Origin of the sequence: Rubellimicrobium arenae, assembly GCF_017916275.1 — a bacterium.
Classification (GTDB): Bacteria; Pseudomonadota; Alphaproteobacteria; order Rhodobacterales; family Rhodobacteraceae; genus Rubellimicrobium; species Rubellimicrobium arenae.
The window spans coordinates 82,321-104,162 of record NZ_JAFMST010000009.1; the positions used below are offsets into that span (position 1 = coordinate 82,321).

Sequence of the window (21,842 nt, forward strand, 5' to 3'; positions counted from 1 at the left end):
GCCGCCCGTTCAGGGATGCGGCGCGGCCTGACCGCTGGGCCGCGTCGCCTCGTCGAGCCCCGCCCACTCGGTCTTGTTCGACAGGAGCAGCGCCCAGGGCCGCAGCACGGGCACATGCGCGCCCAGCACCACCAGCGCCACCGTCACCGGCACCGCCAGCAGGGCCCCGGCGATGCCCCAGGTCCAGCCCCAGAAGGCCAGCGCGACCAGCACGACCAGAGGGGACAGCGCCACGTTCTGGCCCTGGATGCGCGGCCCCACGAGGTTCCCCATCACGTTCTCGATGGCCAGGATGCCCGCCCCCACCGCCACCGCCGTTCCCACGTCGCGGGTCAGCAGCGTATAGGCCACGGGCAGCGTTCCCCCGACCAGCGACCCGATCGTCGGGATGAAGTTCAGCACGAAGATCAGCAGCGGCCAGACCAGCAGCAGCCCGATCCCCCAGAAGCCGAGCCAGACCGCATACAGCACGGCCGAGATGAACCCCAGCCCCGCCTGGATCATCAGGTAGGCCCGCACCTTGCTCGCGATCACCTCGGCCGACTCGGTCAGGCGCCAGTCCTCCGGCCAGGGCAGCGCGGCGGCGACCTTGCGCCGCCAGTCGCCGCTCTCGCCCAGGATCAGGAGCGTCAGGAACAGCACGAGCACGAGGCCCCCCAGCACCGCGAAGGCCGAGTTCAGGATCGCCGCCGCGGCCCCGCCCGCCGCGCCCAGCGCGCGCTCGCCCAGGCCGCGCAGGGACTCGAGGGTGGACCCCGACAGCAGATCGCCGCCATCCTCCCCGGCCTCCGGAGCGCCGCCCTGCGGCCCGCCCGCCCCCGCCTGGAGGTCGCTCGACGCGCCGGCCTGCGCGCCCTCGGCCACGCCGGCCCGCTCCGACCCGCCCCCCGCGCCCTGGATCATCTCGACCACCTGCCCGGGCTCGACGGGGATCTCGGCCACGATCTGGCGCGCGGCCAGCACCAGCACCCCGGCAAAGATGGCCAGGACCACCAGGACCGTCCCCATGGCCGCGACCAGCCCGGCCCAGGACAGCCAGCCGGGCAGCCAGGACGCGACCCGGTCGCGGATCGGCATCACCGCCAGGGCGATCAGGATGGCGGCCGTCAGGGGCATCAGCACCGTCGCCAGCCCCTTCACCGCCCAGCCCACGAGGATCAGGGTCACCACCGCCAGCATCACGAGCCGCAGGTCCGACCGGCTCCGCGTGGGTGCGGGGCCGTCCTGCGTTGCGGCGCGGGTGCCATCCTGGTCGGCCATGCATCGTCCTCCGTTCGTGGGTCCGGTCCGAACGGGGGGCGGCGCGCCGCGGTTCCCCTTGGCCTCAGGGCACCGGCGCCATCAGGGCGTGCCGCAGGCGGCAGTCGCGGATCGCGTCCGCCCCGCAGCGGCGCGGCTCCAGGTCCCGCGTCAGGCAGAGGCGGACCTCCTGGATGCGGCCCTCGCGGCAGGTCACCGTGACCTCGTCGCGGGCCAGGCCGGGGTCCGCGCGCAGGAACGCCTCCTCGACCACCGAGGCGGGCAGCTCGACCGCCCGGGGCAGCCGCGCGAAGACGTCGGGGATCGCGACCGCCTCGTAGGCCTCGCGCGCGAGGGCGAAGTACCCCTCGGGCGACAGGCCCGAGCACGAGCCGTGCTTGCGCCATTCGTGCCGGGCCAGGTCGCCGGTGCCCATGATGTCCGCCATCGCCGCCGTCTCGCGCCGGGACGGGTCGGGGTGCCCGCTGTCGCAATATTGCGGCCAGCCTTCCTCGAACTGCGGCCAGAGCCCATGGAGCACCCAGCCGAAGTCCGCGTCGGGGTCGCATTGCGGCGACCCCTCGGCCGCGCCCTCCAGCGCGCACCAGTTGGGCGACCAGGACAGCGACAGGACGTAGTAATCGAACCCCTGCGCCCGCAGGGGCGCAGCCACCAGCAGGCCAAGGGCCAGGAGGGCACGTCGCATGGCGCTTTCCTTCCGCGTCAGGCGCGACTATATAGCGCCCCGAGTTCCCCGACAGCGTGAACCGGCCCCGCAAGGGGCGCCTCCTGGCGGGGCCCCGGGGAGGATTTGACCAACGAGGTGTCACGATGACCGACAAACCGCTCATGGCCCGCGCCACCGCCGTCTGGCTCGTGGACAACACGACGCTGAACTTCAAGCAGATCGGCGACTTCTGCGGGATGCACGAGCTCGAGGTCCAGGGCATCGCCGACGGCGAGGTGGCGCAGGGGGTCAAGGGCTTCGACCCCGTGGCCAACAACCAGCTCACCCTCGAAGAGATCAAGAAGGCCGAGGCCAACCCGCTCCACCGGCTGAAGCTCAAGTTCAACCCCGCCGCCGTGGGCGAGGAAAAGCGCCGCGGCCCGCGCTACACCCCGCTCTCCAAGCGGCAGGACCGCCCGGCGGCGATCTACTGGCTCGTGAAGTTTCACCCCGAGCTGTCGGACGGCCAGATCTCCAAGCTCGTCGGCACCACCAAGCCCACGATCCAGGCCATCCGCGAGCGGACCCACTGGAACATCCAGAACATCGAGGCCATCGACCCCGTCGCGCTCGGCCTCTGCCGGCAGAGCGAGCTTGACGCCGCCATCCAGAAGGCGATCGCCGCCAAGGCCCACGAGGGCGGCGTGATGAGCGACGACGAGCGGCGCAAGCTCGTCTCGACCCAGCTTTCGCTGTCCATGCCGACCGATCCCCGGATGTCCTCCGGCACCTCCGGCCTCGAGACCTTCGGCCTGAACGACCGCAAGGACGCGCGCGAGGACACCGAGGAGGAGGAGGGCCTGCCCGACATCCGCGACGCCGACGCGTTCTTCAACCTGCCCGGCGGCGACGAGGACGAGGACGACGAGCCCCAGCGCCGCTGAGGCCCGCAAAGCCCTTCGTCAGAAGGGCTTCCATTCCGCCATCAGCACCGCGCCGAAGACCAGGACCAGCACGATCCAGGGAAGCGCGCGAAGGAGGCCCGGGATCTCTCCGCCGGGCTCCAGCCGCCGCAGCCGGCCCAGCGCGATCCCGTGCAGGGCCGACAGCGCCAGCACGAAGACCAGCTTCACGTGCAGCCAGCCGTCGTCGAACCAGCCGCCCTGCACGGCGTTGGCGATGCCCAGCACCCAGGTCAGCACCAGCCCCGGCGTGGCGAGCCCGCGGAACGCCCCGCGCAGGCGGTCCAGCGTTTCCGGCTTGGGCACATGCGGCCCATAGCGCCCCAGGATCACGGGGACGGCGATCATCGGCGCCATCCAGAGCACCATCGCCACGAGGTGCAGGGTCACGGTCAGGATATACAGCATGCGGACGCTCCTTTGCTGCCCGCCACTTAGCGGGCCTTCGCGTCCGGCGCGAGGGGATCAGAGCGCGCGCCGCGCGCGCAGCGCCGCGCCGATCGTCCCCTCGTCGAGGTAATCGAGCTCGCCCCCGACCGGCACGCCCTGCGCCAGCGTGGTCACCTCCACCCCGTTCAGGCGGTCGGCGATGTAATGGGCGGTTGTCTGCCCGTCCACGGTCGCGCCCAGGGCCAGGATCACCTCGGACACGCCCTCGTCCTTGACGCGCTCGGCCAGCTTGGGGATGCGCAGCTCCTCGGGCCCGACCGAATCCAGCGCCGACAGCGTGCCGCCCAGCACATGGTAGCGGCCCCGGAAGGCGCCGGTCCGCTCCATGGCCCACAGGTCCTCGACATCCTCGACCACGCAGATCTGGCCGTTCTGCCGGCGCTCGTCCTCGCAGATGCCGCACAGGTCGTGGTGGCCGATGTTGCCGCAGTTGACGCATTCCCGCGCCGTCGTCCCCACCTCGCGCATGGCATCGGCCAGCGGCAGGAGCAGCGTCCCCCGCTTCTTGACCAGATGCAGCACCGCTCGCCGCGCCGACCGGGGGCCCAGCCCCGGCAGCCGCGCCATCAGCGCGATCAGGCTCTCGATGTCGGCGGGGGCGTCGGCCATCGTCAGAACGGCATCTTCATGCCCGGCGGCAGGCCCAGTTCCTCGGAGATGCGGCTCATCTCCTCGTTCACCCGCTCGCCCGCCCTGGCCTGCGCGTCCTTGACGGCGGCCAGGATCAGGTCCTCGACCATCTCGCGGTCCTCCTCGCGGAAGATCGACGGATCGATGGACAGCGACTTCAGCTCGCCCTTGGCGGTGGCCGTCGCCTTGACGAGGCCCGCGCCGGCCGAGCCCTCGACCATGATGGTGTCCAGGCTCGCCTGCATCTCGGCCATCTTGCCCTGCATCTCCTGGGCGGCCTTCATCATCTTGGCCATGTCGCCCAGGCCCCCAAGGCCCAATCCCTTCAGCATCGCGCGCCCTTTCGCTTGGTTCAGGTGGAGATATTCACGCGCGCGAGCCCGGGCAAGCCCTTCACTCCTCGAAGGGGTCCCACTCGTCGGGGACCTCGGGCAGCGCCTCGGCCTCGGCCGCCTGCGCCTTCTCCTCGCGCGACTGGACCTTGAGCTTCGCGCCCGGGAACGCCTTGAGCGCCGCCTGCACCAGCGGATGCGCCAGCGCCTCCGCCTCCAGCGCCGAGGCTTCGGCCATCTGCGCTTCGCGGATCGTGGGCTGCCCGCCCTCGTTCACCACCGACACGCCCCAGCGCGTCCCGGTCCAGGCCTGGAGCTTCTGCCCCAGCCGCTGCGCCAGGTCCGCCGAGGCCATGGGTCCCGGCTCGAACTCGATCCGCCCCGGCTGGTAGCGCACGAGCCGCACGCCGGTTTCGACCTCCATCAACAGCCCGATGTCCCGCTGGTCGCGGACAAGCTGCACCACGTCCTCGAAGCGCGCGAACCGGTCGAGGGGGTGCGGCGCCCGAGCCGCCATCGCCACCGGCCCGCCCCCTGGCATCCCCCCCGCCATGCCGCCCGACAGGCTCCGGGACGCCTGCGGCACCGGGGCGCGCGGCGCGGGCCCCGGAACCCCCTGCCCCATGGCCGGCGTCCCCCTGGCGTTCTGCAACTGGCGCACCAGCTCGTCCGGGCTGGGCAGGTCGGCCACATGCGTCAGCCGGATCACCGCCATCTCGGCCGCCATCATGGCGTTCGGCGCGATGGCCACCTCCTCCAGCGCCTTGAGCAGCATCTGCCAGAACCGCGCGAGCACCCGCATCGGAAGGGCCTGCGCCATCGCCTGCCCGCGGGCGCGCTCGTCGGGCGCGACGGTCGGGTCCTCCGAGGCCGAGGGCGAGACCTTGAGGACCGACACCCAATGCGCGATCTCCGCGAGGTCGCGCAGCACCATCACCGGGTCGGCCCCGTCGGCGTATTGCGCACCCAGCTCCTCGAGCGCCGCCGCCGCCTCGCCCTTCAGGATCAGGTCGAACAGGTCCAGCACCCGCCCCCGGTCCGCCAGGCCCAGCATCGCGCGCACCTGCTCGGCGGTGGCGGCGCCGCCCCCGGCGATCGCCTGATCCAGAAGCGAGGTCGCATCCCGCGCCGAGCCTTCCGCCGCCCGCGCGATCAGCGCCAGCGCCCCGTCCTCGATCCCCGCGCCCTCGGCGGTCGCGATCCGGCGCAAAAGGTCCATCATCACCTCGGGCTCGATCCGCCGCAGGTCGAAGCGCTGGCAGCGCGACAGCACCGTGACCGGCACCTTGCGGATCTCGGTGGTGGCAAAGATGAACTTCACATGCTCGGGCGGCTCCTCCAGCGTCTTCAACAGGGCGTTGAAGGCGTTGGTGGACAGCATGTGCACTTCGTCGATGATGTAGACCTTGTAGCGCGCCTCGGCGGCCCGGTAGCGCACGCTCTCGATGATCTCGCGGATGTCGCCCACGCCCGTCCGGCTGGCCGCGTCCATCTCCAGGACGTCGACATGCCGCCCTTCGCTGATCGCGCGGCAATGCACGCAGAGGCCGCAGGGCTCGGTGGTGGGGCCGCCGGTGCCGTCCGGCCCGATGCAGTTCAGCCCCTTGGCGATGATGCGCGCCGTGGTGGTCTTTCCGGTGCCCCGGATGCCGGTCAGGATGAAGGCCTGCGCGATCCGCCCCGCCTTGAAGGCGTTCCGCAGCGTGCGCACCATCGCCTCCTGCCCCACGAGGTCGGCAAAGGTCTCGGGCCGGTACTTGCGCGCCAGCACGCGATAGGAGGTCTCGGGGGCGGCAGGCTCGGGGATCAGGTCTTGCAACGGAGGGGCTCCTGGGCGGACCGGCCCAACCTAAGCCCTGCCCCCGCCCCCGGCAACGTCACTTGTTCCGCGCGACCGGAAGGCCCCCGCTCATGTCGGCGTAATGCCCCGCCCGGTGCGCCGCGACGCCCGCCAGCAGCGTCCGCGCCGCATTCCGCACCTCCTCCTGAAGCGCCGTGTCCTGATCAAGGGCGTCGTGGCTCGTGGCATAGGGCTCCCAGTAGCCGATATAGCGGTCCAGCTCCGCCAGCCGCCCCGCCGGGCGCAGCTCCATGAACGACAGCCAGTCCGAGATCGACCGACGCACGTTCTCCGCCCCCTCCACGTCGCCATGCACCACCACGGAAAACAGCCGGTCCTTCAGGTGCCGCGGATAGGGCCAGCCTTCCAGTTCCAGCCGCTTGGCCCGGGCGGCGTCCTTGCCATGCGTCGACGACGGGTCCGGGTTGCCCCCGTCCGCGCAGACCAGCCGGTCGATCATCGCCTTCAGCGGCGTGCTGGCCTGATACCAGTGCACCGGCGTCACGATCATGATCCCGTGCGCCTCGACCCACATGGGATAGATCTCGTTCATCCAGTCCTGCGCCTGCCCCAGGCTGTAGTTCGGATAGCACGAGCACGGCCAATGGCAGAGCGCCGCCGCCGTGGAGAAGCACGCCTTGCACGGATGGATGTTCCGCCCGTACTCCGAGGCGGTGCGCGACAGGTCCAGCACCTCGACCTCGGCCTTCCCCGCCTCCAGCACCTCGCGCGCCATCTCCACCAGCCGCCAGGTCTTGGACATCTCGCCCGGGCAGGTGTGCTCGCTCCGGGTCGATCCGTTGACGAGGAGGATGCGCGAGGGCCGCGACCGGTCCTCGTGCCGCGCCTGCGCCGCCTCGATGGCGGCCCGGGCGGCGATCCAGTCCACGGCCAGGTCATAGTCCGGGTCGGCATGGCCCGGCCCGGCCTTGCGGGTGTGCGGGCTCTTGCGGCTGGCCTCGTATTCTTCCCAGGCGGCGTCGGTGATCCGGCCCAGCTCGCTCCCCAGCGCGTCGAAGGCGGGGCCCTTGAACTGCGCCCGGAACCGCGCCTCGAACTCCGCACGGTCGAGCTTCACGGGCGGCATCCCCTTGCGGGGTCGGGGGGCGAACATGGGCACACTCCTCGGGATGGGGCCGGATCGGGGCCGGATCGGGGCGCCAGGCAGAGGCCGGGTCGGCGGCCCGATCCCACAAGCCGGCAGCGCAGCGAACGGTTCCTCACCGCGCAACCCTGCCATGCGCCCAGCGGGACGCCACGACCCTGTTACCGCCCTCCTGCCGCCCGTATCTCCCCTTGATACCCAAGACCTGACACCCAAGACCCCAGGGAGGCCCTCATGGCCCTGAAACTCAAGATCGTCGTCGGCTCGACCCGACCCGGCCGCGTGGGCCCCACCATCGGCCAGTGGCTCGCCCAGGCCGCCTCGGCGCACGGGCTCTTCGACGTGGAGCTGGTGGACCTCGCCGAGATCGGCCTTCCCCTCCTCGACGAGCCCGCGCATCCCCGCGCCCAGCAGTACCAGCACGACCACACCAAGCGCTGGGCCCGCATCGTCGATTCCGCCGACGCCTTCCTGTTCGTGACGCCGGAATACGACTACTTCCCGCCCGCCGCGCTGATCAACGCGGTGCAGGTGCTGGCCCGCGAATGGGCGCACAAGCCCGCGGGCGTGCTCAGCTACGGCGGCGTCTCGGGGGGGCTGCGCGCGGCGCAGGTGCTCCGCACGCTGCTGTCCAACGTCAATATGCACACGCTGCCGAACGTGGTCCCGGTGCCGATGTTCGCCCAGCACCTCAAGGACGGGGTCTTCCACCCGACCGAGCCGGTCTCGTCCGGCACCGAGGCCCTGCTCGGCGACCTGCACGGCTGGGCCACCGCCCTCAAGACCCTGCGCGACGATCAGGCCAAGGCCGCCAAGGCCAAGGCCGCCTGACCGCGACCTGGCCCGCGCCCTCCCGCGCGGGCCGTCCGCCCCCGTCTCCGGGGGCGCTCAGTCCTCCTCGGGGCCGCGCCGCTTCCACCTGGCGCGGGCCGACCCCTGAGAAGTCGCCTTGGCCCAGCTGCGGGTACGGGCGTGCTTCTCGTGCAGCGCCTCGGTATGCAGCCGGTCCTCCCGCTCCAGCTTGCGCCAGCGCCGCAGCCGGCCCTCCTCGATGATGCCCGCCACGATGGCCGCCTGCACCGCGCAGCCCGGCTCCCCCTCGTGGGCGCAGTCGCGGAACCGGCACTGCGTCGCCAGCTCCTCGATGTCGGCGAACAGCTGCGCGATCCCCTCCGAGGCTTCCAGCATCCCCAGTTCCCGCATCCCGGGCGTGTCGATCAGGCAGCCCCCGGCCCGCGTGCGCCGGAGCGCCCGGGCCGTGGTCGTATGCCGCCCCCGGGCGTCGTCCTCGCGGATGTCCTGCGTCGCGGCCTCGGTGCCGGTCAGGGCGTTCTGGATGGTGGTCTTGCCCACGCCCGACGAGCCCACCAGCGCCAGAGTCCGCCCCGGCCCCACCCAGGGGTGCATCCGCGCCACCTCCTCCGGGTCCTTGGCGTTCAGCGCCAGCGCCGTCACCAGCGGCGACAGCCGCCGCGCCTCGCTCAGGTAGGTCTCGGGGTCCTCGGCCTGGTCGGCCTTGGTCAGGACGACCAGCGGCAGGCAGCCCGCGCTCATGGCGATGGCGACGTAGCGCTCGAGCCGCGCCACCGAGAAGTCGGCGTTGCACGAGGTGACGATGCCCAGCGTGTCCACGTTGGACACGATGAGCTGCCGCTCCGACCCTTCGCCCGCGCCCTTGCGCGTGATCTCGGTGGACGGGTCGAGGCGGCGGAGGACGCGGGCGCCGTCGTGCAGCACCCAGTCGCCCACGGCCAGGCGTCCCGTGCCTTCGGGCGCGACAAGGCGTGTCGGGCCGGGCAGGACGGTGAGGTGGCTTCGCTGCACCTCGGACACGCGGGCCGGCAGCAGGTGGTCGTCGTCAGGCGTGACCTGACGGGAAAAGAACGGAGTCCAGCCCAGGCTGGACAGATCGGTGATGATCAAGATGAGGGTCCCGGAACGAAGGAAGGATCACGCCGGGCGCAGGCCCAGGCGCAGCTTCGCATCGGGCGACGGAGGCCTGTTACCGGCGTCCGGCCCGGAGGGTGACGGCAATGTCCATCTTCGCCCTCCCTGTTCCAGGGTTGATCGGTGAGAGGCTGAACACGACCCAAGCGGGACTCGTTGCGGCTGCTTCCTTCCGGACCTGACCGGGTTGGCGAGGCGCCTGCCCGCGCCAACCTCTCGCCGCCGCATATAGGCCCAAGGCCCCCCTCACGCAAGGTCGTGAATGACCTCAGACCGGCAGAGCCGTCGTCTGCCGCACGGTGCGGAGCGCAAAGCTCGACTGGATGCCCTGAACGCCGGGAATGGTCGCGAGGCTCCGGCGATGGATGCGGGCGAAATCCTCGGTGTCGAGCGCCGCCACCTTGAGCAGGTAGTCCGCCGATCCCGACATCAGGTGGCATTCCAGCACCTCGGGGATGCGCGCCACCGCCTTCTCGAAGGAATCGAGCACCTCGTCGGCCTGCCCGGACAGGGTCACCTCCACGAAGACCGTGGTCGTCCGGCCAAGCTTGCGCGGGTCGAGCAGCGCGACATAGCCCTTGATGTAGCCCTCCTCCTCGAGCCGCTGGACGCGCCGGTGGCTGGCCGAGGGGGACAGGCCGACCCGTTCGGACAGGTCCTGATTCGACAGCCGCCCCTGCTTCTGGAGCGTCTCCAGGATGCGGCGGTCGATGGCATCGAGCGGCATGGCGCAAGCTTCTCCGGCAAACTCGGAACCCAAAGGAAGTTTCTGCGTCAAACGACCGATTGGCAAGGCGATGTTGCCAAGCTTTTGCGTCGACCCGGCGCGAGGATTCCCCAAAACAGGAGGTTCCCCCATGCGCATCGGCTGTCCCAAGGAGATCAAGCCGCAGGAGTTCCGTGTCGGCCTGACGCCCCACGCGGCGCGCGAGGTGATCGCGCATGGCCACGAGGTGGTGGTCGAGGCCGGCGCGGGCCTGGGCGCGGGCTTTGCCGACCAGGATTACGCGGCGCAGGGCGCGCGCATCGCCGACGCCGCCGAGGAGGTCTGGAGCGCCTCGGACCTCGTGATCAAGGTCAAGGAGCCGCAGGCGGTGGAGCGCCAGCGCCTGCGCGAGGGGCAGGTGCTGTTCACCTACCTCCACCTCGCCCCCGATCCGGAGCAGACGCGCGACCTCATGGCCTCGGGCGCGACCTGCATCGCCTACGAGACGGTGACGGATGCGCAGGGCGGGCTGCCGCTGCTGGCGCCGATGTCCGAGGTGGCGGGCAAGCTCGCCCCGCAGGTGGGCGCCTGGACGCTGCAGAAGGCCAATGGCGGGCGCGGCGTGCTGCTGGGCGGCATCCCGGGGGTGCAGCCGGGCAAGGTGGTGGTGATCGGCGGCGGCGTCGTCGGCACGCAGGCGGCGCGCGTCGCGGCGGGCATGGGGGCGGAGGTGCTGGTGCTCGACCGCTCGCTGCCGCGGCTGCGGCATCTGGACGAGGTCTTCGGGCGCGAGTTCCGCACCGCCCATGCGAGCGCCGGCGTCCTGGCCGATGCGGTGGCGGAGGCGGACCTTGTCATCGGGGCGGTGCTGATCCCGGGGGCGGCGGCGCCGAAGCTCGTCAGCCGCGCGCAACTGTCCACCATGAAGCCGGGCGCGGCGATCGTGGACGTCGCCATCGACCAGGGCGGCTGCTTCGAGACCTCGCGCCCCACCACCCACGAGGACCCGATCTACGAGGTGGACGGCGTCATGCACTACTGCGTCGCCAACATGCCGGGCGCGGTCGCCCGCACCTCGACGCTGGGCCTGGGCAACGCCACCCTGCCCTTCCTCCTCGCGCTGGCCGACAAGGGCTGGCAGGCGGCGCTCGCCGCCGATCCGCACCTGCGGGCCGGGCTCAACGTCCATGCCGGGCGGATCGCCCATCCGGCGGTCGCCGAGGCCCTGGGCCTGCCCCTGGCGGAGGTGCCCGTCGCCGCCTGACGGCAGGGCATAGGCCGCCGCGAGGAAGGCGGCGAGGAGGTCGTCCTCGGCGGTGGCGCGGGCGGCCTCCTCGCCCTCGGGACCGACGCAGAGCGCGCTCATCCGGGCGATGCGCCCCCGGACGGCCCGGTCGCGGGCCGCGATCAGAGACGGATCGGACGGGGGCGCCGTGGGGGGCCAGGCCGCCTGGAGCCGGTCGAGGAACTCCTGCGCGCCCCGCTGCGGGTCCGGGCGCGGCGGCGCGGGCCGCGGGACCGGCCAGCCCATGGCGCGCAGGCAGGCCAGGCGGGGCGGGTCGCGGCGGAGGGCGTCAAGGATCCGGGTCATGGCAGGCCTTTGCTCTGGGGTCGCCAAAGCCTGCCATCCGAGCGTTAACGCCCCTCGAGGGCACCGCGCGTTGCGCGGGTTCCCCCTGTCATTCCGCCGGTCCCATGGTCGTGGGCGAGGCGGCGTTGGCCGGAGGCACGCTGGCGTTCCCCGTGGCGAGGATGTTGCGGATGTCGGTCAGCAGTTCCTCCTGGGTCGGCCCCGTGGCCGAGCCGGGGACCTCCTCGCCCTTCCGCAGGGCGGCGTCCTTGATGCGGTTCACCGCCTTGACCAGCAGGAAGACCACGAAGGCGATGATGAGGAAGTTGATCACCGCCGTGATGAAGGACCCGTAGGCGAAGACCGCCGCGCCGGAGTCCTTGGCGGTCTGCAGGCCCGCGCCCTCGGGCACGGTGCCGGACATGACCCAGTACAGGTTGGTGAAGTCGAGCCCGCCGATGATGACCCCGATGATCGGGTTGATGATGTCCTGCACGAGGCTGTTGACGATGGCCGTGAACGCCGCGCCGATGATGATCCCCACGGCGAGGTCCATCACGTTGCCCTTGGCGATGAAGTCGCGGAATTCCTTGATCATGGTGCTCCCCTTGTCGACCTGGCCCCATGGACGCAGCGGGCCGTTCCTCTCCTAATGTGCGAGTTGCTGTTCGCTTTTCCACGGTTTTCTTGCCGTAGCGGCAAGGTTACGTCTGTCCTGTTTCATCTGCCAAGGAGCGCCCCATCGTGGCCGATCTGTCCGCCTTCCCGATCACCCAGAAGTGGCCCGTCCAGGACCCGACGAAGCTGCAGCTGTTCTCGTATCCCACGCCCAACGGGCAGAAGGTGTCCTGCTTCCTCGAGGAGTCGGGGCTGCCCTACGAGGCGCACCGCGTGACGCTGGAGGACGCCAACGTGCGGTCCCCCGAGTTCCTGTCGCTGAACCCGAACAACAAGATCCCGGCGATCATCGACCCCGACGGGCCGGGCGGCCAGCCGCTGGGCCTGTTCGAAAGCGGCGCGATCCTGATCTACCTCGCCGAGAAGACGGGCATGTTCCTGGGCGCCACGCCCGCCGACCGGATCCGCGTGATCCAGTGGGTGATGTGGCAGATGGGCGGCCTGGGGCCGATGCTGGGGCAGATGGGCTTCTTCGTGAAGTTCGCGGGCGCCCAGATCGAGGACCCCCGCCCGCGCGAGCGCTTCGTGAACGAGGCCAAGCGGCTCCTGAACGTCCTGGAAAAGGAGCTGGAGGGCAAGGTGTGGATCGCGGGCGAGTATTCCATCGCCGACATGGCGATCGGGCCCTGGCTCGGCACGCTCGACTTCTATGGGGCCAAGCCGCATGTCGGCTGGGACGAGCTGGTGAACGTCCCGGCCTATGTGGACCGGTTCTTTGCCCGGCCCGCGGCGCAGGCGGCGCGGAACATCCCGCCGCGCTGAGACCGGATCGGGGGCGGTCCCGGCCGCCCCCGTTCGTCGTCAGGTCCGCAGCGTGGCGCCGGTGGCCTTGGACACCTTGTCGACGATCCGGGCGCTGACCTGCTCGATCTCGGCGTCGGTCAGGGTCGCGGTCCGGGGTTGCAGGCGGACGGTGAGGGCGAGGGACTTCTTGCCCTCGGGCAGGGTGCCGCCCTGGAAGGCGTCGAAGACCCGCACCTCGGCGATCAGCGCCTTGTCGGCGCCTTGGGCCGCCTGGACGAGCGCCTGCGATTCGACGCGGGCGTCCACGACGAAGGCGAAGTCCCGCTCGACGGCCTGGAAGTCGCTCGCCTCCAGGCGCGGCCGGGCGCGGGTGGCGGCGCGGGGCAGCGGCACGGCGTCGGGCCAGAGCGTGAAGGCCACGGCGGGGCCCTTCACGTCGAGCGCCTTGAGCACGCGGGGGTGAAGCTCCCCGAACTCGCCCAGCACGGTCTTGGGGCCGAGCGTGATGACGCCGTGGCGGCCGGGGTGCCACCAGCCGCTGCCGTCGCGGCGGATCTGGAGCTTGGCGGGCGCGCCGAGGGCGGAGAGCACCGCCTCAAGATCGGCCTTGGCGTCGAACACGTCATAGGCGCGGGCCGGGCCGTGGACGCCCTTGGCCTGCGCGCGGCCGACCAGAAGGCCCGCCACCTCGGCCCGCTGCTCGCCGGGTTCGCCGCCGGTGAAGCTTTCGGAGGCTTCGAAGAGGGCGAGGTCCCCCTGCCCGCGCGCCTGGTTGCGCTGGGCGGCCTTGAGGAGGCCGGGGAGGAGCGAGGGGCGCAGGTCGCTCAGGTCCGAGGCGATGGGGTTGCCGATGCGCCGCGCCTCGTCGCCGCCGCCGAACAGCGCGGCGGCAGCGCGGTCGATGAAGGCGTAGGTCACGCATTCGTTGTAGCCGAGCGTCGCCATGGTCCGCTTGGCGCGGCCGAGGCGGGCCTGGGCGGGGGTCAGCACCGGCTTGGGGATCGCCGGGCCCCGGGCGGCGAGCGGCGCGCCCTGGAGCCGGGTCAGGGAGGCGACGCGGGCCACCTCCTCCACGATGTCGGCGTCGCCCAGCACGTCGGGGCGCCAGGAGGGCACATGGGCGCGGTCGCCCTCGGTGCGGAAGCCCAGCGCGTCGAGGATGCGGCGCTGCTCGCCCTCGGGGAGGTCGAGGCCCACGAGGGTCCGCAGGCGGTCGGGGTCGAAGCGGTAGGCGCGCGCGGTGTCGGGAACGGCCCCGGCGGTGGTGCGGTGCGAGGCCTCTCCGCCCGCGACGGACAGGATCATCGCCACGGCGCGGTCGAGCCCTTCCTCGGCGAAGGCGGGGTCGACGCCGCGTTCGAAGCGGTAGCGGGCGTCGGAGACGATCTTCTGCGCGCGCCCCGTCGCGGCGATGCGGATCGGGTCCCAGAGCGCGGACTCGACAAGGACGTTCGTCGTGGTGTCGGTGACGCCCGACTCCTCGCCGCCCATGATGCCGGCAAGGCTTTGGGGGCCGTGGTCGTCGGCGATGACCATCTGCCCCGCGGTCAGGGTGTAGGTCTTGCCGTCGAGCGCGAGCAGCGTCTCACCCTCCCGGGCGGGGCGCACGGTCAGGCCGCCCGCCAGCTTGTCGGCGTCGAAGACGTGGAGCGGGCGGTTCAGGTCGAAGGTGAAGAAGTTGGTGACGTCCACCAGGAAGCTGATCGGACGCAGGCCGATGGCGCGGAGGCGGGCCTGCAGCCATTCGGGCGAGGGGCCGTTGCGGACGCTCCGGATCAGGCGCGCGGCAAAGAGCGGACAGCCGCCGTCGAGGCCTTCGTCGAGGGTGATCGCGACCGGGTTGTCGAAGGCCCCCTCCACCGCGACGGGCGGCCGCGGTTTCAGCGTGCCGAGGCCCCGGGCGGCGAGGTCGCGGGCCACGCCGCGGATGCCCAGCGCGTCGGGGCGGTTGGGGGTGATCTTGATCTCGATGACCGGGTCGACGCGGGCCGGATCATGGGCTTGCAGCCAGTCGGCGAAGCTTTGGCCGACCTCGCCCGAGGGCAGTTCGATGATGCCGTTGTGTTCGTCCGACAACTCCAGCTCTCGCTCGGACGCCATCATGCCGAAGCTTTCGACGCCCCGGATCTTGCCCACGCCGATGGTCGTGTCGATGCCGGGGACGTAGGTGCCGGGGCTGGCGAGCACGACCGTGATGCCCGCCCGCGCGTTGGGAGCGCCGCAGACGATCTGCTGGAGGCCGTCCTTGGTCTCGACCTGGCAGACGCGCAGCTTGTCGGCGTTCGGATGCTGTTGCGCGTCGCGGACCTTGGCGATCGTGAACGGGCGAAGGGCGGCGGCCGGGTCGTGGATGCCCTCGACCTCGAGCCCGAGGTCGGTCAGCGCCTCGGCGATCTCCGGGACGGAGGCCGTCGTGTCGAGGTGGTCGCGGAGCCAGGACAGGGTGAGTTTCATGCGGCGTGCCTTCCGGTCGGGTCGGCGGTTCCTAGCGCGGGGGGCGCGGGACGTCCAGTTGGCCGCATCCGAGCCGCGCCGCGAGGTCCGCCGGGTCGCCGTCGACGTGCAGCGTCTTGAGCCGGGCGGTGTCGCCCGCGACGAGGGTGATGGCGGATTTCGGAACGCCGAGGTGCCGGGCCAGCAGCACGATCACGGCGGCGTTGGCGCGGCCGTTCTCGGGGACGGCGCGGGTGCGGAGGCGCAGGACGCAGGTGCCGTCCGCCAGCGTCTCGGGGCCGTCGATGCGGTCGGCGCTGGCATTCGGAGTGACGCGGACCCGCAGGCGCAGGCCGGTGGGGGTCGGGGTGAAGGGAGGCATGGGTGGCGCCGCCTCGGGGTCAGGACCAGGGAGCCCGGCGCCGCATGTCCGGCCAGACCCCCTTGAAGCGTTCCGGGTCAGCCATCGGCGTCGCCATCGAGCGGAAAGATCCCGGCCAGCTGGGTCCGGGCCGTCTGCAAGGGGATGCCGAAGGCATCGGCCCTCGCCTCGGCCAGGGACCTGATCCGGGCGTCGCGGCAGAAGGTGAACGCCTCGCGCAGGGATTCGGCCTGACGCGCCGGAACGGACAGCTGGCCCAGGCCCATCTTGGCCCGGATGTGGGACCGAAGGATGTCGAGACAGGCGACATACCGGAAGCATTGGTCGATGACGGGCTTCTCGCCGTAATAGGCGAGGCTTTCCTGGCTGCGCAGGAGAGCGAAGTGGTAGCGGCTCCCGTTCTCCAGCACCTCGGCCGCGTGATCGCTGTCGCGCAGGGCGATGCGCAGCGCGAGATAGTAGTCCGTGGTCGCCGCGAAGAAGCCGTCATAGACCTTGCGGCGTTCGGATTGGAGCTGGAGCCTGCGGTCCTGCTCCTTCTGGTAGCGGTAGGCCAGGAAGGCCACGAGCAGGGTGGTCGCAGACGCCACCAGCGCCGCGGCGAGCGTCCACCACATCGCCGTCCTACAATCCGCCCGCCAGCGTCGGCACCTCCAGCGCGCCGAAACCGTAATGGCGCAGCCAGCGCAGGTCGCTTTCGAAGAAGGCGCGCAGGTCGGGGATGCCGTATTTCAGCATGGCGATCCGGTCGATGCCCATGCCGAAGGCGAAGCCCTGCCATTCATTCGGGTCGATGCCGCCCGCCTGGAGGACCTTGGGGTGGACCATGCCGCTGCCCAGGATCTCGAGCCAGGAGTCGCCTTCGCCGAGCTTGAGGGTGCCGTTCTCCCAGGAGCAGCGGACGTCCACTTCGGCCGAGGGCTCGGTGAAGGGGAAGTGGCTGGCGCGGAAGCGGAGATCGACCGAGGGCACCTCGAAGAAGGCCTTGAGGAACTCCTCCAGCGTCCATTTCAGGTTCGCCATGGTGATGTCGCGGTCGATGGCGAGCCCCTCGACCTGGTGGAACATCGGCGAGTGGGTCTGGTCGTAGTCGGCGCGGAAGACTCGGCCCGGGCAGATGACGCGGAGCGGCGCGCCCTGCCCCTGCATGGCGCGGATCTGCACGGGGCTCGTGTGGGTCCGCAGGACGTGGGGGGCGCGGTTGTCGCCCTGGGCCCGCGCCATGTAGAAGGTGTCGTGCTCCTGCCGGGCGGGATGTTCGGGCGCGATGTTGAGCGCGTCGAAGTTGTGCCAATCGTCCTCGACCTGCGGGCCTTCGGCGACGGCGTAACCCATGGCGGCGAAGATCTGCGTCACCTCCTCGGTCACCTGGGTGATCGGGTGGATGCTGCCCTGGCGGCGCGGGCGGACCGGGAGCGTGACGTCCAGCCATTCCGCGCGCAGCCGTTCGTCCAGCGCGGCGTCCTGGAAGGCCTGCTTCTTGGCGATGATGGCGGCCGCGACCTCGTCCCGAAGGGCGTTGAGGGCGGGGGCCACGGTCATCCGCTCCTCCGGGCTCATCTGGCCCAGCTCGCGCATGCGGAGGGCGATCTCGCCCTTCTTGCCCAAGGCCTGGAGGCGAACCTCCTCGAGCGCGGCCTCGCTGTCCGCCGCCGCCACGAGGTCCAGCCATTTGCCGCGAAAATCGTCCATGGATCCCATCCTTGCCGGTCGGGCCTGCGGTTACCGCTGCCCGCCCCATGAAGCAAGCGGGATGGGGCGCTGAAACGATCCGACCGATCTGGCCGTTGACTTGTCAGGCGGAGGACATAATCTCGACTAAGTGAATCGAGATTTAATCGAGAGCCGAGCCACTGGGCGCCGAAGGCAGGAGGACAGGATGTCGCTGAGTCACCTGATGATCGGAGTGCTGGGAGGATTGGCGGCCGTGGTGGCCTGGGTGGTCCTGGGTCATTCGTGGTGGCTGGTTCCCTTCGTCTATCCCTTGGCCGGGAACCTGTGCCTGGCCCTGAGCTTCGTTCTGCGTCTGGGCTGGGACCATGTGCGGCGGACGGCCCACCGCGCGCCGTCGTCGGCCTGGCGCACGGCACCGGCCCACGGGACGCGCCTCGCGCACTGAGGCCGGGCCTCCGTCACATCATCGGACAACAGCCCCTTCGGGCGCTGATCCACGGTCCTGCGGGCCGGATTGTGTCCTGCTTGCAAGCCCGGTGACCGGGCGCAGGCCTGCAACCGACGCTTAGGGAACTTAACCATCTTCTCAACCTTTGATTTATAAAGGTTGAGATTTAAGTCCCCTTTAACCCTTTGGGGCTCAATCGGTGGCTGCGGGCAACAACCCGACAGCCGAGGAGGACCGATGATGATACTGGGTCATCTGCTTGTCGCCGTGACGGGCGGGGTGGGCGCTGCAGTCGCCTCGCTGGCGGCCGGGCAATCGCCTTGGATGGCGGCGCTGCTTTATGTGGCGGGCGGGAACGCGGGACTGGGGCTGAGCGTGGCCGCCCAGCTCCTGCGGCACCAGATGGCCCATGAGGAGGCCGCGTCGCGCGCCACGGCCGCGGTCCGCTGATCGGCCTGGCCCCCGGGCGCCCGTCCCTGCCCTGTTCCCGGATCTCGGACCCCGGGTCCCCGACATGACAACGGGCGCCGGATGATCCGACGCCCGTTTTCGATGCGATGATCGCGCGGCTCAGGCCGGCAGAGCGGCGCGGGCCTTGTCGGCGATGGCGTTGAACGCCTCGGGCTCATGCACGGCGAGATCGGCGAGGACCTTGCGGTCGACCTCGATGCCGGCGAGCGACAGGCCGTTGATGAAGCGCGAGTAGGTCAGCGACGCGTCGAACGCGCGCACGGCGGCATTGATGCGCTGGATCCAGAGGGCGCGGAACTCCCGCTTGCGGACGCGGCGGTCGCGGGTGGCGTACTGGTTCGCCTTGTCGACGGCCTGCTTGGCGACCTTGAAGGTGCGGCGGCGGTGATCGTAGTAGCCCTTGGCGGCCTCGAGGACCTTCTTGTGGCGGCGGTGGGTGACGGGACCGGTCTTGGTACGGGACATCTATCCGATTCCTCTCAGCGGGCGTAGGGCATGTAGGACTTGATGATCTTCGTGTCCTGTTCGGACAGGACCGTGGTTCCCCGCGCCTGGCGGATGAACTTGGTGGTCCGCTTGATCATGCCGTGACGCTTGCCGGTCTGGCCGGCCTTGATCAGGCCGGAGGCGGTCACCTTGAAGCGCTTCTTGGCGCTCGACTTGGTCTTCATCTTGGGCATTTTAGGCTCCTTGCATGAGCGTGGCGCACGGGGAGGCAATGCCACTTGGCCATCCGTGCGAGAGTCGGAGCGCGCCCTATAGGGGCGCGCGCGGCGAAGGGCAAGCCCTCACTCGGGCTCGCCTTCGTAGACGAGGCGTTCCTGGCAGGGCGCGACCCGCAGGATGTTGGTCGAGCCCGGCGTGTTGAAGGGCACGCCCGCGGTGACCACGATGCGGTCGGTCGGATCGGCGAAGCCCTGCCCCACGGCGGCGTGGATCGCGGCGAGCACCGCCTTCTTGAAGCGGTCCACCGGGTCGGCGATCACGCAGTTGATGCCCCAGCTCAGGCACAGCCGGCGGGCCGTCTTCTCGATGGAGGTCAGCGCGATGATCGGCACGCGGGGCCGTTCGCGCGCCACGAGGAGCGCGGTGGTCCCGGATTCGGAGAAGCAGGCGATGGCCTTGACGTCCGTCGCCTCGGCGATCTCGCGCGCCGCCGCCACGATGCCGTCGGCCACGGTCTTGCGGGACACGGTGCGCGAGGCTTCGATGATCTGCGTGTAGGTCGGGTCGGATTCGACCTCGCGGGCGACGGCGTCCATGGTGGACACGGCCTCGCGCGGGTACTGGCCGGCGGCCGATTCGGCGGACAGCATGATGGCGTCCGCGCCCTCGTAGATGGCGGTGGCGACGTCCGACACCTCGGCCCGGGTGGGCACGGGCGATTCGATCATGGATTCGAGCATCTGCGTCGCGACGATCACCGGCTTGGCGGCGGCGCGGCACTTGCGGACGAGCCGCTTCTGGATCGGCGGGACGTTCTGGACGGGCAGTTCGACGCCCAGGTCGCCGCGCGCCACCATGATGCCGTCCGACACCGCGAGGATGCCGTCGAAGTCATTCACGGCGGCCGGCTTCTCGATCTTGGACAGGATGCTGGCGCGGCCGCGGGCGAGGGCGCGCGCCTCCTCCACGTCGGCGGCGCGCTGCACGAAGGACAGCGCGAGCCAGTCCACGCCCAGCTCGCAGACGAATTCGAGGTCGCGGCGGTCCTTTTCGGACAGCGCGGCCAGCGGCAGCACCACGTCGGGGACGTTCACGCCCTTGCGGTTCGAGATGGTGCCGCCGACCACGACGACGCAGTTGGCGAAGTCGGGACCGCATTCCTGCACGCGCAGGCGGATCTTGCCGTCGTTGACGAGAAGCGAGGAGCCGGGCTCCAGCGCCTCGAAGATCTCCTTGTGGGGAAGCTGCACGCGGGTCGCGTCGCCCGGCGCGGCGTCGAGGTCGAGCCGGAAGGGCGCGCCCACCTGGAGGTCGAAGGCCCCTTCGCCGCCAAAGACGCCGACGCGGAGCTTGGGCCCCTGCAGGTCGGCCAGGATGCCGATGGGCGAGCCCAGCTCGGCCTCGACCTCGCGGATGGCGCGATGGCGCGCGGCCACGTCCTCATGGCCCCCATGGCTCATGTTGAGGCGGAAGACGTCGGCGCCGGCCTCGTGGAGAGTCCGGATCATCTCCTTGGACGAGGAAGCGGGGCCAAGGGTGGCCACGATCTTGACGTTGCGGTGGCGTCTCATGCCGATCTCCCGATGCGTCCTGGCGGTGCGTTAGCGCTAACGGAGCGCTTCCGTGCGCGGGGGCTTATGGCGCGATTTCCTTCGCGCCACAACTGGCCTATGGGTGGGTCATGACCCTGCGCGCCGACCCGTTCGTCACCGACCCCGCCTACGACATCGTCGACCTCGAGGCTCCCGGTCCCTGGGTGGTGACCTGCGACCATGCCTCGAATGCGGTGCCGGACTGGGTGGCGGGCGGCGACCTGGGGCTGCCGGCCTGGGACATGGCACGCCACATCGCCTACGACGTGGGGGCGGCGGGCCTTGCGCGGGCGCTGGCGCGGCGGCTGGACAGCCCCGCGATCCTGGCCCGGTTCTCGCGGCTCGTGATCGACCCCAACCGGGGCGAGGACGATCCGACGCTGGTCATGCGCCTTTACGACGGATCGATCATCCCGGCGAACCGCCGGCTGGGCCCGGACGACATCGAGGCGCGGCTCGACCGGCTCCACCGGCCCTATCACGCCGCCCTGGAGGCGCTGATCGGCGCGCGGGAGGATGCCGCGGTGCTGGCGATCCACAGCTTCACGCCCCAGCTTCAGGGCCGCCCGCCCCGGCCCTGGCAGGTCGCGGTGCTCCATTCGCATCTGGATGGGCGGCTGGCCCTGCCGCTGCTGGCCCGCCTGGGCGCCGAGGCAGACCTTTGCGTGGGCGACAACGAACCGTATTCGGGCCACCTTCCCGGCGATTCGATCGACCGTCATGCGCTGGCGCCGGGGCGGCTCAACGTGCTGATCGAGGTCAGGAACGACCTGATCGCCACGCCCGAGGACCAGGAGGTCTGGGCCGCCCGGCTCGCGCCCCTGTTGCAGGATTCCCTTTCCGAGGCCCGGAGGACCCGCCATGGATGACGCCACCCGCACCGAGATCGAGGCCGCCGCCTTCCGCGCCCTGCGGGCGCATCTGCTGGAAGCCCGGCCCGACGTGCAGAACATCGACCTGATGAACCTCGCGGGCTTCTGCCGGAACTGCCTGAGCCGCTGGATGCAGGAGGCCGCCGCCGAGCGGGGGGTCGCGCTCAGCAAGGAGGAAGGGCGCGAACTGTTCTACGGAATGCCCTATCCGGACTGGGTCGCCGCCCATCAGACCGAGGCGGACGAGGCCAAGACGGCGGCGTTCCAGGTCGCCTTCGCGGAGAACGTGAAGCCCCGAAAAGACTGACAAATCAAGGTTGAGCAGTCCGCTGAAACGCACAGGTGTGTCGGCGAAAACCCGCCGAACTGCGAAAAAGATAGGTGCCGCGGCGGAAACGACAGGAAACTATTCCTTAACCTTCGCGTTGAGTCGC

At 70.9% G+C, this 21,842-nt stretch carries 25 protein-coding genes and 1 other RNA gene; 8 read left to right on the forward strand and 18 right to left on the reverse strand.

The window, feature by feature from the left end:
* Window positions 1-9: 9 nt before the first annotated feature.
* Both J3P31_RS15445 and J3P31_RS15450 read right to left on the reverse strand, forming a co-directional pair.
* The gene (locus J3P31_RS15445; RefSeq protein ID WP_210529385.1) at window positions 10-1,260 is read right to left on the reverse strand and encodes an AI-2E family transporter; all 1,251 of its coding nucleotides are present in this window, start codon (window positions 1,258-1,260) and stop codon (window positions 10-12) included.
* Between the two features lie 64 nt (window positions 1,261-1,324).
* Window positions 1,325-1,945, reverse strand: a complete 621-nt coding sequence (locus J3P31_RS15450) for a ribonuclease T2 family protein (RefSeq protein WP_210529386.1) — start codon at window positions 1,943-1,945, stop codon at window positions 1,325-1,327.
* Window positions 1,946-2,070: 125 nt separating this feature from the next.
* Between J3P31_RS15450 and J3P31_RS15455 the strand changes: the two genes are divergently transcribed.
* Window positions 2,071-2,850 (forward strand): DUF1013 domain-containing protein, encoded by a 780-nt coding sequence (locus J3P31_RS15455; protein ID WP_210529387.1) that lies wholly within the window; start codon window positions 2,071-2,073, stop codon window positions 2,848-2,850.
* A gap of 18 nt (window positions 2,851-2,868) precedes the next feature.
* Here the strand turns inward: J3P31_RS15455 and J3P31_RS15460 are convergent, their stop codons facing one another.
* From J3P31_RS15460 to J3P31_RS15480, 5 genes are all read right to left on the reverse strand, one after another.
* Window positions 2,869-3,276: a CopD family protein gene (locus tag J3P31_RS15460; protein ID WP_210529388.1), complete on the reverse strand. Its 408-nt coding sequence runs from the start codon at window positions 3,274-3,276 to the stop codon at window positions 2,869-2,871.
* Window positions 3,277-3,333: 57 nt separating this feature from the next.
* Window positions 3,334-3,927 (reverse strand): recombination mediator RecR, encoded by a 594-nt coding sequence (recR, locus tag J3P31_RS15465; protein ID WP_210529389.1) that lies wholly within the window; start codon window positions 3,925-3,927, stop codon window positions 3,334-3,336.
* Window positions 3,928-3,929: 2 nt separating this feature from the next.
* Window positions 3,930-4,280, reverse strand: coding sequence for a YbaB/EbfC family nucleoid-associated protein (locus tag J3P31_RS15470; RefSeq protein WP_210529390.1), 351 nt, complete (start codon window positions 4,278-4,280; stop codon window positions 3,930-3,932).
* A gap of 61 nt (window positions 4,281-4,341) precedes the next feature.
* On the reverse strand, window positions 4,342-6,099 hold the full coding sequence (locus J3P31_RS15475) for a DNA polymerase III subunit gamma/tau (RefSeq protein WP_246849558.1): 1,758 nt from the start codon (window positions 6,097-6,099) through the stop codon (window positions 4,342-4,344).
* 58 nt (window positions 6,100-6,157) lie between these two features.
* Window positions 6,158-7,234 carry a flavodoxin family protein gene (locus J3P31_RS15480; protein ID WP_210529391.1) on the reverse strand — a complete coding sequence of 359 codons (1,077 nt, stop codon included), beginning with the start codon at window positions 7,232-7,234 and terminating at the stop codon, window positions 6,158-6,160.
* Window positions 7,235-7,459: 225 nt separating this feature from the next.
* On the opposite strand from J3P31_RS15480, the gene J3P31_RS15485 reads away from it, so the two are divergent.
* The gene (locus J3P31_RS15485) at window positions 7,460-8,056 is read left to right on the forward strand and encodes an NADPH-dependent FMN reductase (RefSeq protein ID WP_210529392.1); all 597 of its coding nucleotides are present in this window, start codon (window positions 7,460-7,462) and stop codon (window positions 8,054-8,056) included.
* Between the two features lie 57 nt (window positions 8,057-8,113).
* Here J3P31_RS15485 and rsgA read toward each other — a convergent pair whose 3' ends face one another.
* The 3 genes from rsgA to J3P31_RS15500 all read right to left on the reverse strand — a co-directional run bounded on the left by rsgA (window position 8,114) and on the right by J3P31_RS15500 (window position 9,899).
* Entirely contained in the window at window positions 8,114-9,148 is a 1,035-nt protein-coding gene (gene rsgA, locus J3P31_RS15490) for a ribosome small subunit-dependent GTPase A (RefSeq protein WP_246849557.1), read from the reverse strand.
* A 145-nt stretch (window positions 9,149-9,293) separates the two neighbouring features.
* Window positions 9,294-9,391, reverse strand: an RNA gene (ffs, locus tag J3P31_RS15495) — signal recognition particle sRNA small type.
* Between the two features lie 49 nt (window positions 9,392-9,440).
* Window positions 9,441-9,899, reverse strand: coding sequence for an Lrp/AsnC family transcriptional regulator (locus J3P31_RS15500; RefSeq protein ID WP_210529393.1), 459 nt, complete (start codon window positions 9,897-9,899; stop codon window positions 9,441-9,443).
* Between the two features lie 130 nt (window positions 9,900-10,029).
* On the opposite strand from J3P31_RS15500, the gene ald reads away from it, so the two are divergent.
* The gene (ald, locus tag J3P31_RS15505) at window positions 10,030-11,142 is read left to right on the forward strand and encodes an alanine dehydrogenase (protein WP_210529394.1); all 1,113 of its coding nucleotides are present in this window, start codon (window positions 10,030-10,032) and stop codon (window positions 11,140-11,142) included.
* Window positions 11,143-11,557: 415 nt separating this feature from the next.
* Here the strand turns inward: ald and mscL are convergent, their stop codons facing one another.
* Window positions 11,558-12,046 (reverse strand): large conductance mechanosensitive channel protein MscL, encoded by a 489-nt coding sequence (mscL, locus tag J3P31_RS15510; RefSeq protein ID WP_210529395.1) that lies wholly within the window; start codon window positions 12,044-12,046, stop codon window positions 11,558-11,560.
* Window positions 12,047-12,192: 146 nt separating this feature from the next.
* Here mscL and J3P31_RS15515 point away from each other — a divergent pair, with 146 nt between their 5' ends.
* Window positions 12,193-12,888 (forward strand): glutathione S-transferase family protein, encoded by a 696-nt coding sequence (locus J3P31_RS15515; RefSeq protein ID WP_210529396.1) that lies wholly within the window; start codon window positions 12,193-12,195, stop codon window positions 12,886-12,888.
* A gap of 39 nt (window positions 12,889-12,927) precedes the next feature.
* On the opposite strand, the gene pheT is transcribed toward J3P31_RS15515, so the two are convergent.
* The 4 genes from pheT to pheS all read right to left on the reverse strand — a co-directional run bounded on the left by pheT (window position 12,928) and on the right by pheS (window position 17,377).
* Complete coding sequence (gene pheT, locus J3P31_RS15520; RefSeq protein WP_210529397.1) at window positions 12,928-15,324, reverse strand: phenylalanine--tRNA ligase subunit beta; 2,397 nt, start codon at window positions 15,322-15,324, stop codon at window positions 12,928-12,930.
* Between the two features lie 31 nt (window positions 15,325-15,355).
* Window positions 15,356-15,685: a DUF167 family protein gene (locus tag J3P31_RS15525; RefSeq protein ID WP_210529398.1), complete on the reverse strand. Its 330-nt coding sequence runs from the start codon at window positions 15,683-15,685 to the stop codon at window positions 15,356-15,358.
* Between the two features lie 77 nt (window positions 15,686-15,762).
* A complete protein-coding gene (locus tag J3P31_RS15530; RefSeq protein ID WP_210529399.1) occupies window positions 15,763-16,302 on the reverse strand; it encodes a hypothetical protein in 540 nt (179 codons plus the stop codon).
* 7 nt (window positions 16,303-16,309) lie between these two features.
* A complete protein-coding gene (pheS, locus tag J3P31_RS15535) occupies window positions 16,310-17,377 on the reverse strand; it encodes a phenylalanine--tRNA ligase subunit alpha (protein ID WP_438270303.1) in 1,068 nt (355 codons plus the stop codon).
* 187 nt (window positions 17,378-17,564) lie between these two features.
* On the opposite strand from pheS, the gene J3P31_RS15540 reads away from it, so the two are divergent.
* Together J3P31_RS15540 and J3P31_RS15545 are read left to right on the forward strand one after the other, a co-directional pair.
* On the forward strand, window positions 17,565-17,804 hold the full coding sequence (locus tag J3P31_RS15540) for a hypothetical protein (RefSeq protein WP_210529401.1): 240 nt from the start codon (window positions 17,565-17,567) through the stop codon (window positions 17,802-17,804).
* A gap of 240 nt (window positions 17,805-18,044) precedes the next feature.
* The gene (locus J3P31_RS15545) at window positions 18,045-18,257 is read left to right on the forward strand and encodes a hypothetical protein (protein WP_210529402.1); all 213 of its coding nucleotides are present in this window, start codon (window positions 18,045-18,047) and stop codon (window positions 18,255-18,257) included.
* 120 nt (window positions 18,258-18,377) lie between these two features.
* Here J3P31_RS15545 and rplT read toward each other — a convergent pair whose 3' ends face one another.
* The 3 genes from rplT to pyk all read right to left on the reverse strand — a co-directional run bounded on the left by rplT (window position 18,378) and on the right by pyk (window position 20,515).
* Complete coding sequence (gene rplT, locus J3P31_RS15550) at window positions 18,378-18,743, reverse strand: 50S ribosomal protein L20 (protein ID WP_210529403.1); 366 nt, start codon at window positions 18,741-18,743, stop codon at window positions 18,378-18,380.
* 14 nt (window positions 18,744-18,757) lie between these two features.
* Window positions 18,758-18,958 (reverse strand): 50S ribosomal protein L35, encoded by a 201-nt coding sequence (rpmI, locus tag J3P31_RS15555; RefSeq protein WP_139077809.1) that lies wholly within the window; start codon window positions 18,956-18,958, stop codon window positions 18,758-18,760.
* Between the two features lie 108 nt (window positions 18,959-19,066).
* On the reverse strand, window positions 19,067-20,515 hold the full coding sequence (gene pyk, locus J3P31_RS15560) for a pyruvate kinase (RefSeq protein WP_210529404.1): 1,449 nt from the start codon (window positions 20,513-20,515) through the stop codon (window positions 19,067-19,069).
* A gap of 110 nt (window positions 20,516-20,625) precedes the next feature.
* Between pyk and J3P31_RS15565 the strand changes: the two genes are divergently transcribed.
* Window positions 20,626-21,405, forward strand: coding sequence for an N-formylglutamate amidohydrolase (locus J3P31_RS15565; protein WP_210529405.1), 780 nt, complete (start codon window positions 20,626-20,628; stop codon window positions 21,403-21,405).
* The gene (locus J3P31_RS15570) at window positions 21,398-21,715 is read left to right on the forward strand and encodes a DUF1244 domain-containing protein (RefSeq protein ID WP_210529406.1); all 318 of its coding nucleotides are present in this window, start codon (window positions 21,398-21,400) and stop codon (window positions 21,713-21,715) included. The genes J3P31_RS15565 and J3P31_RS15570 overlap by 8 nt, the downstream gene beginning before the upstream one ends.
* The last annotated feature ends 127 nt before the right edge of the window (window positions 21,716-21,842 follow it).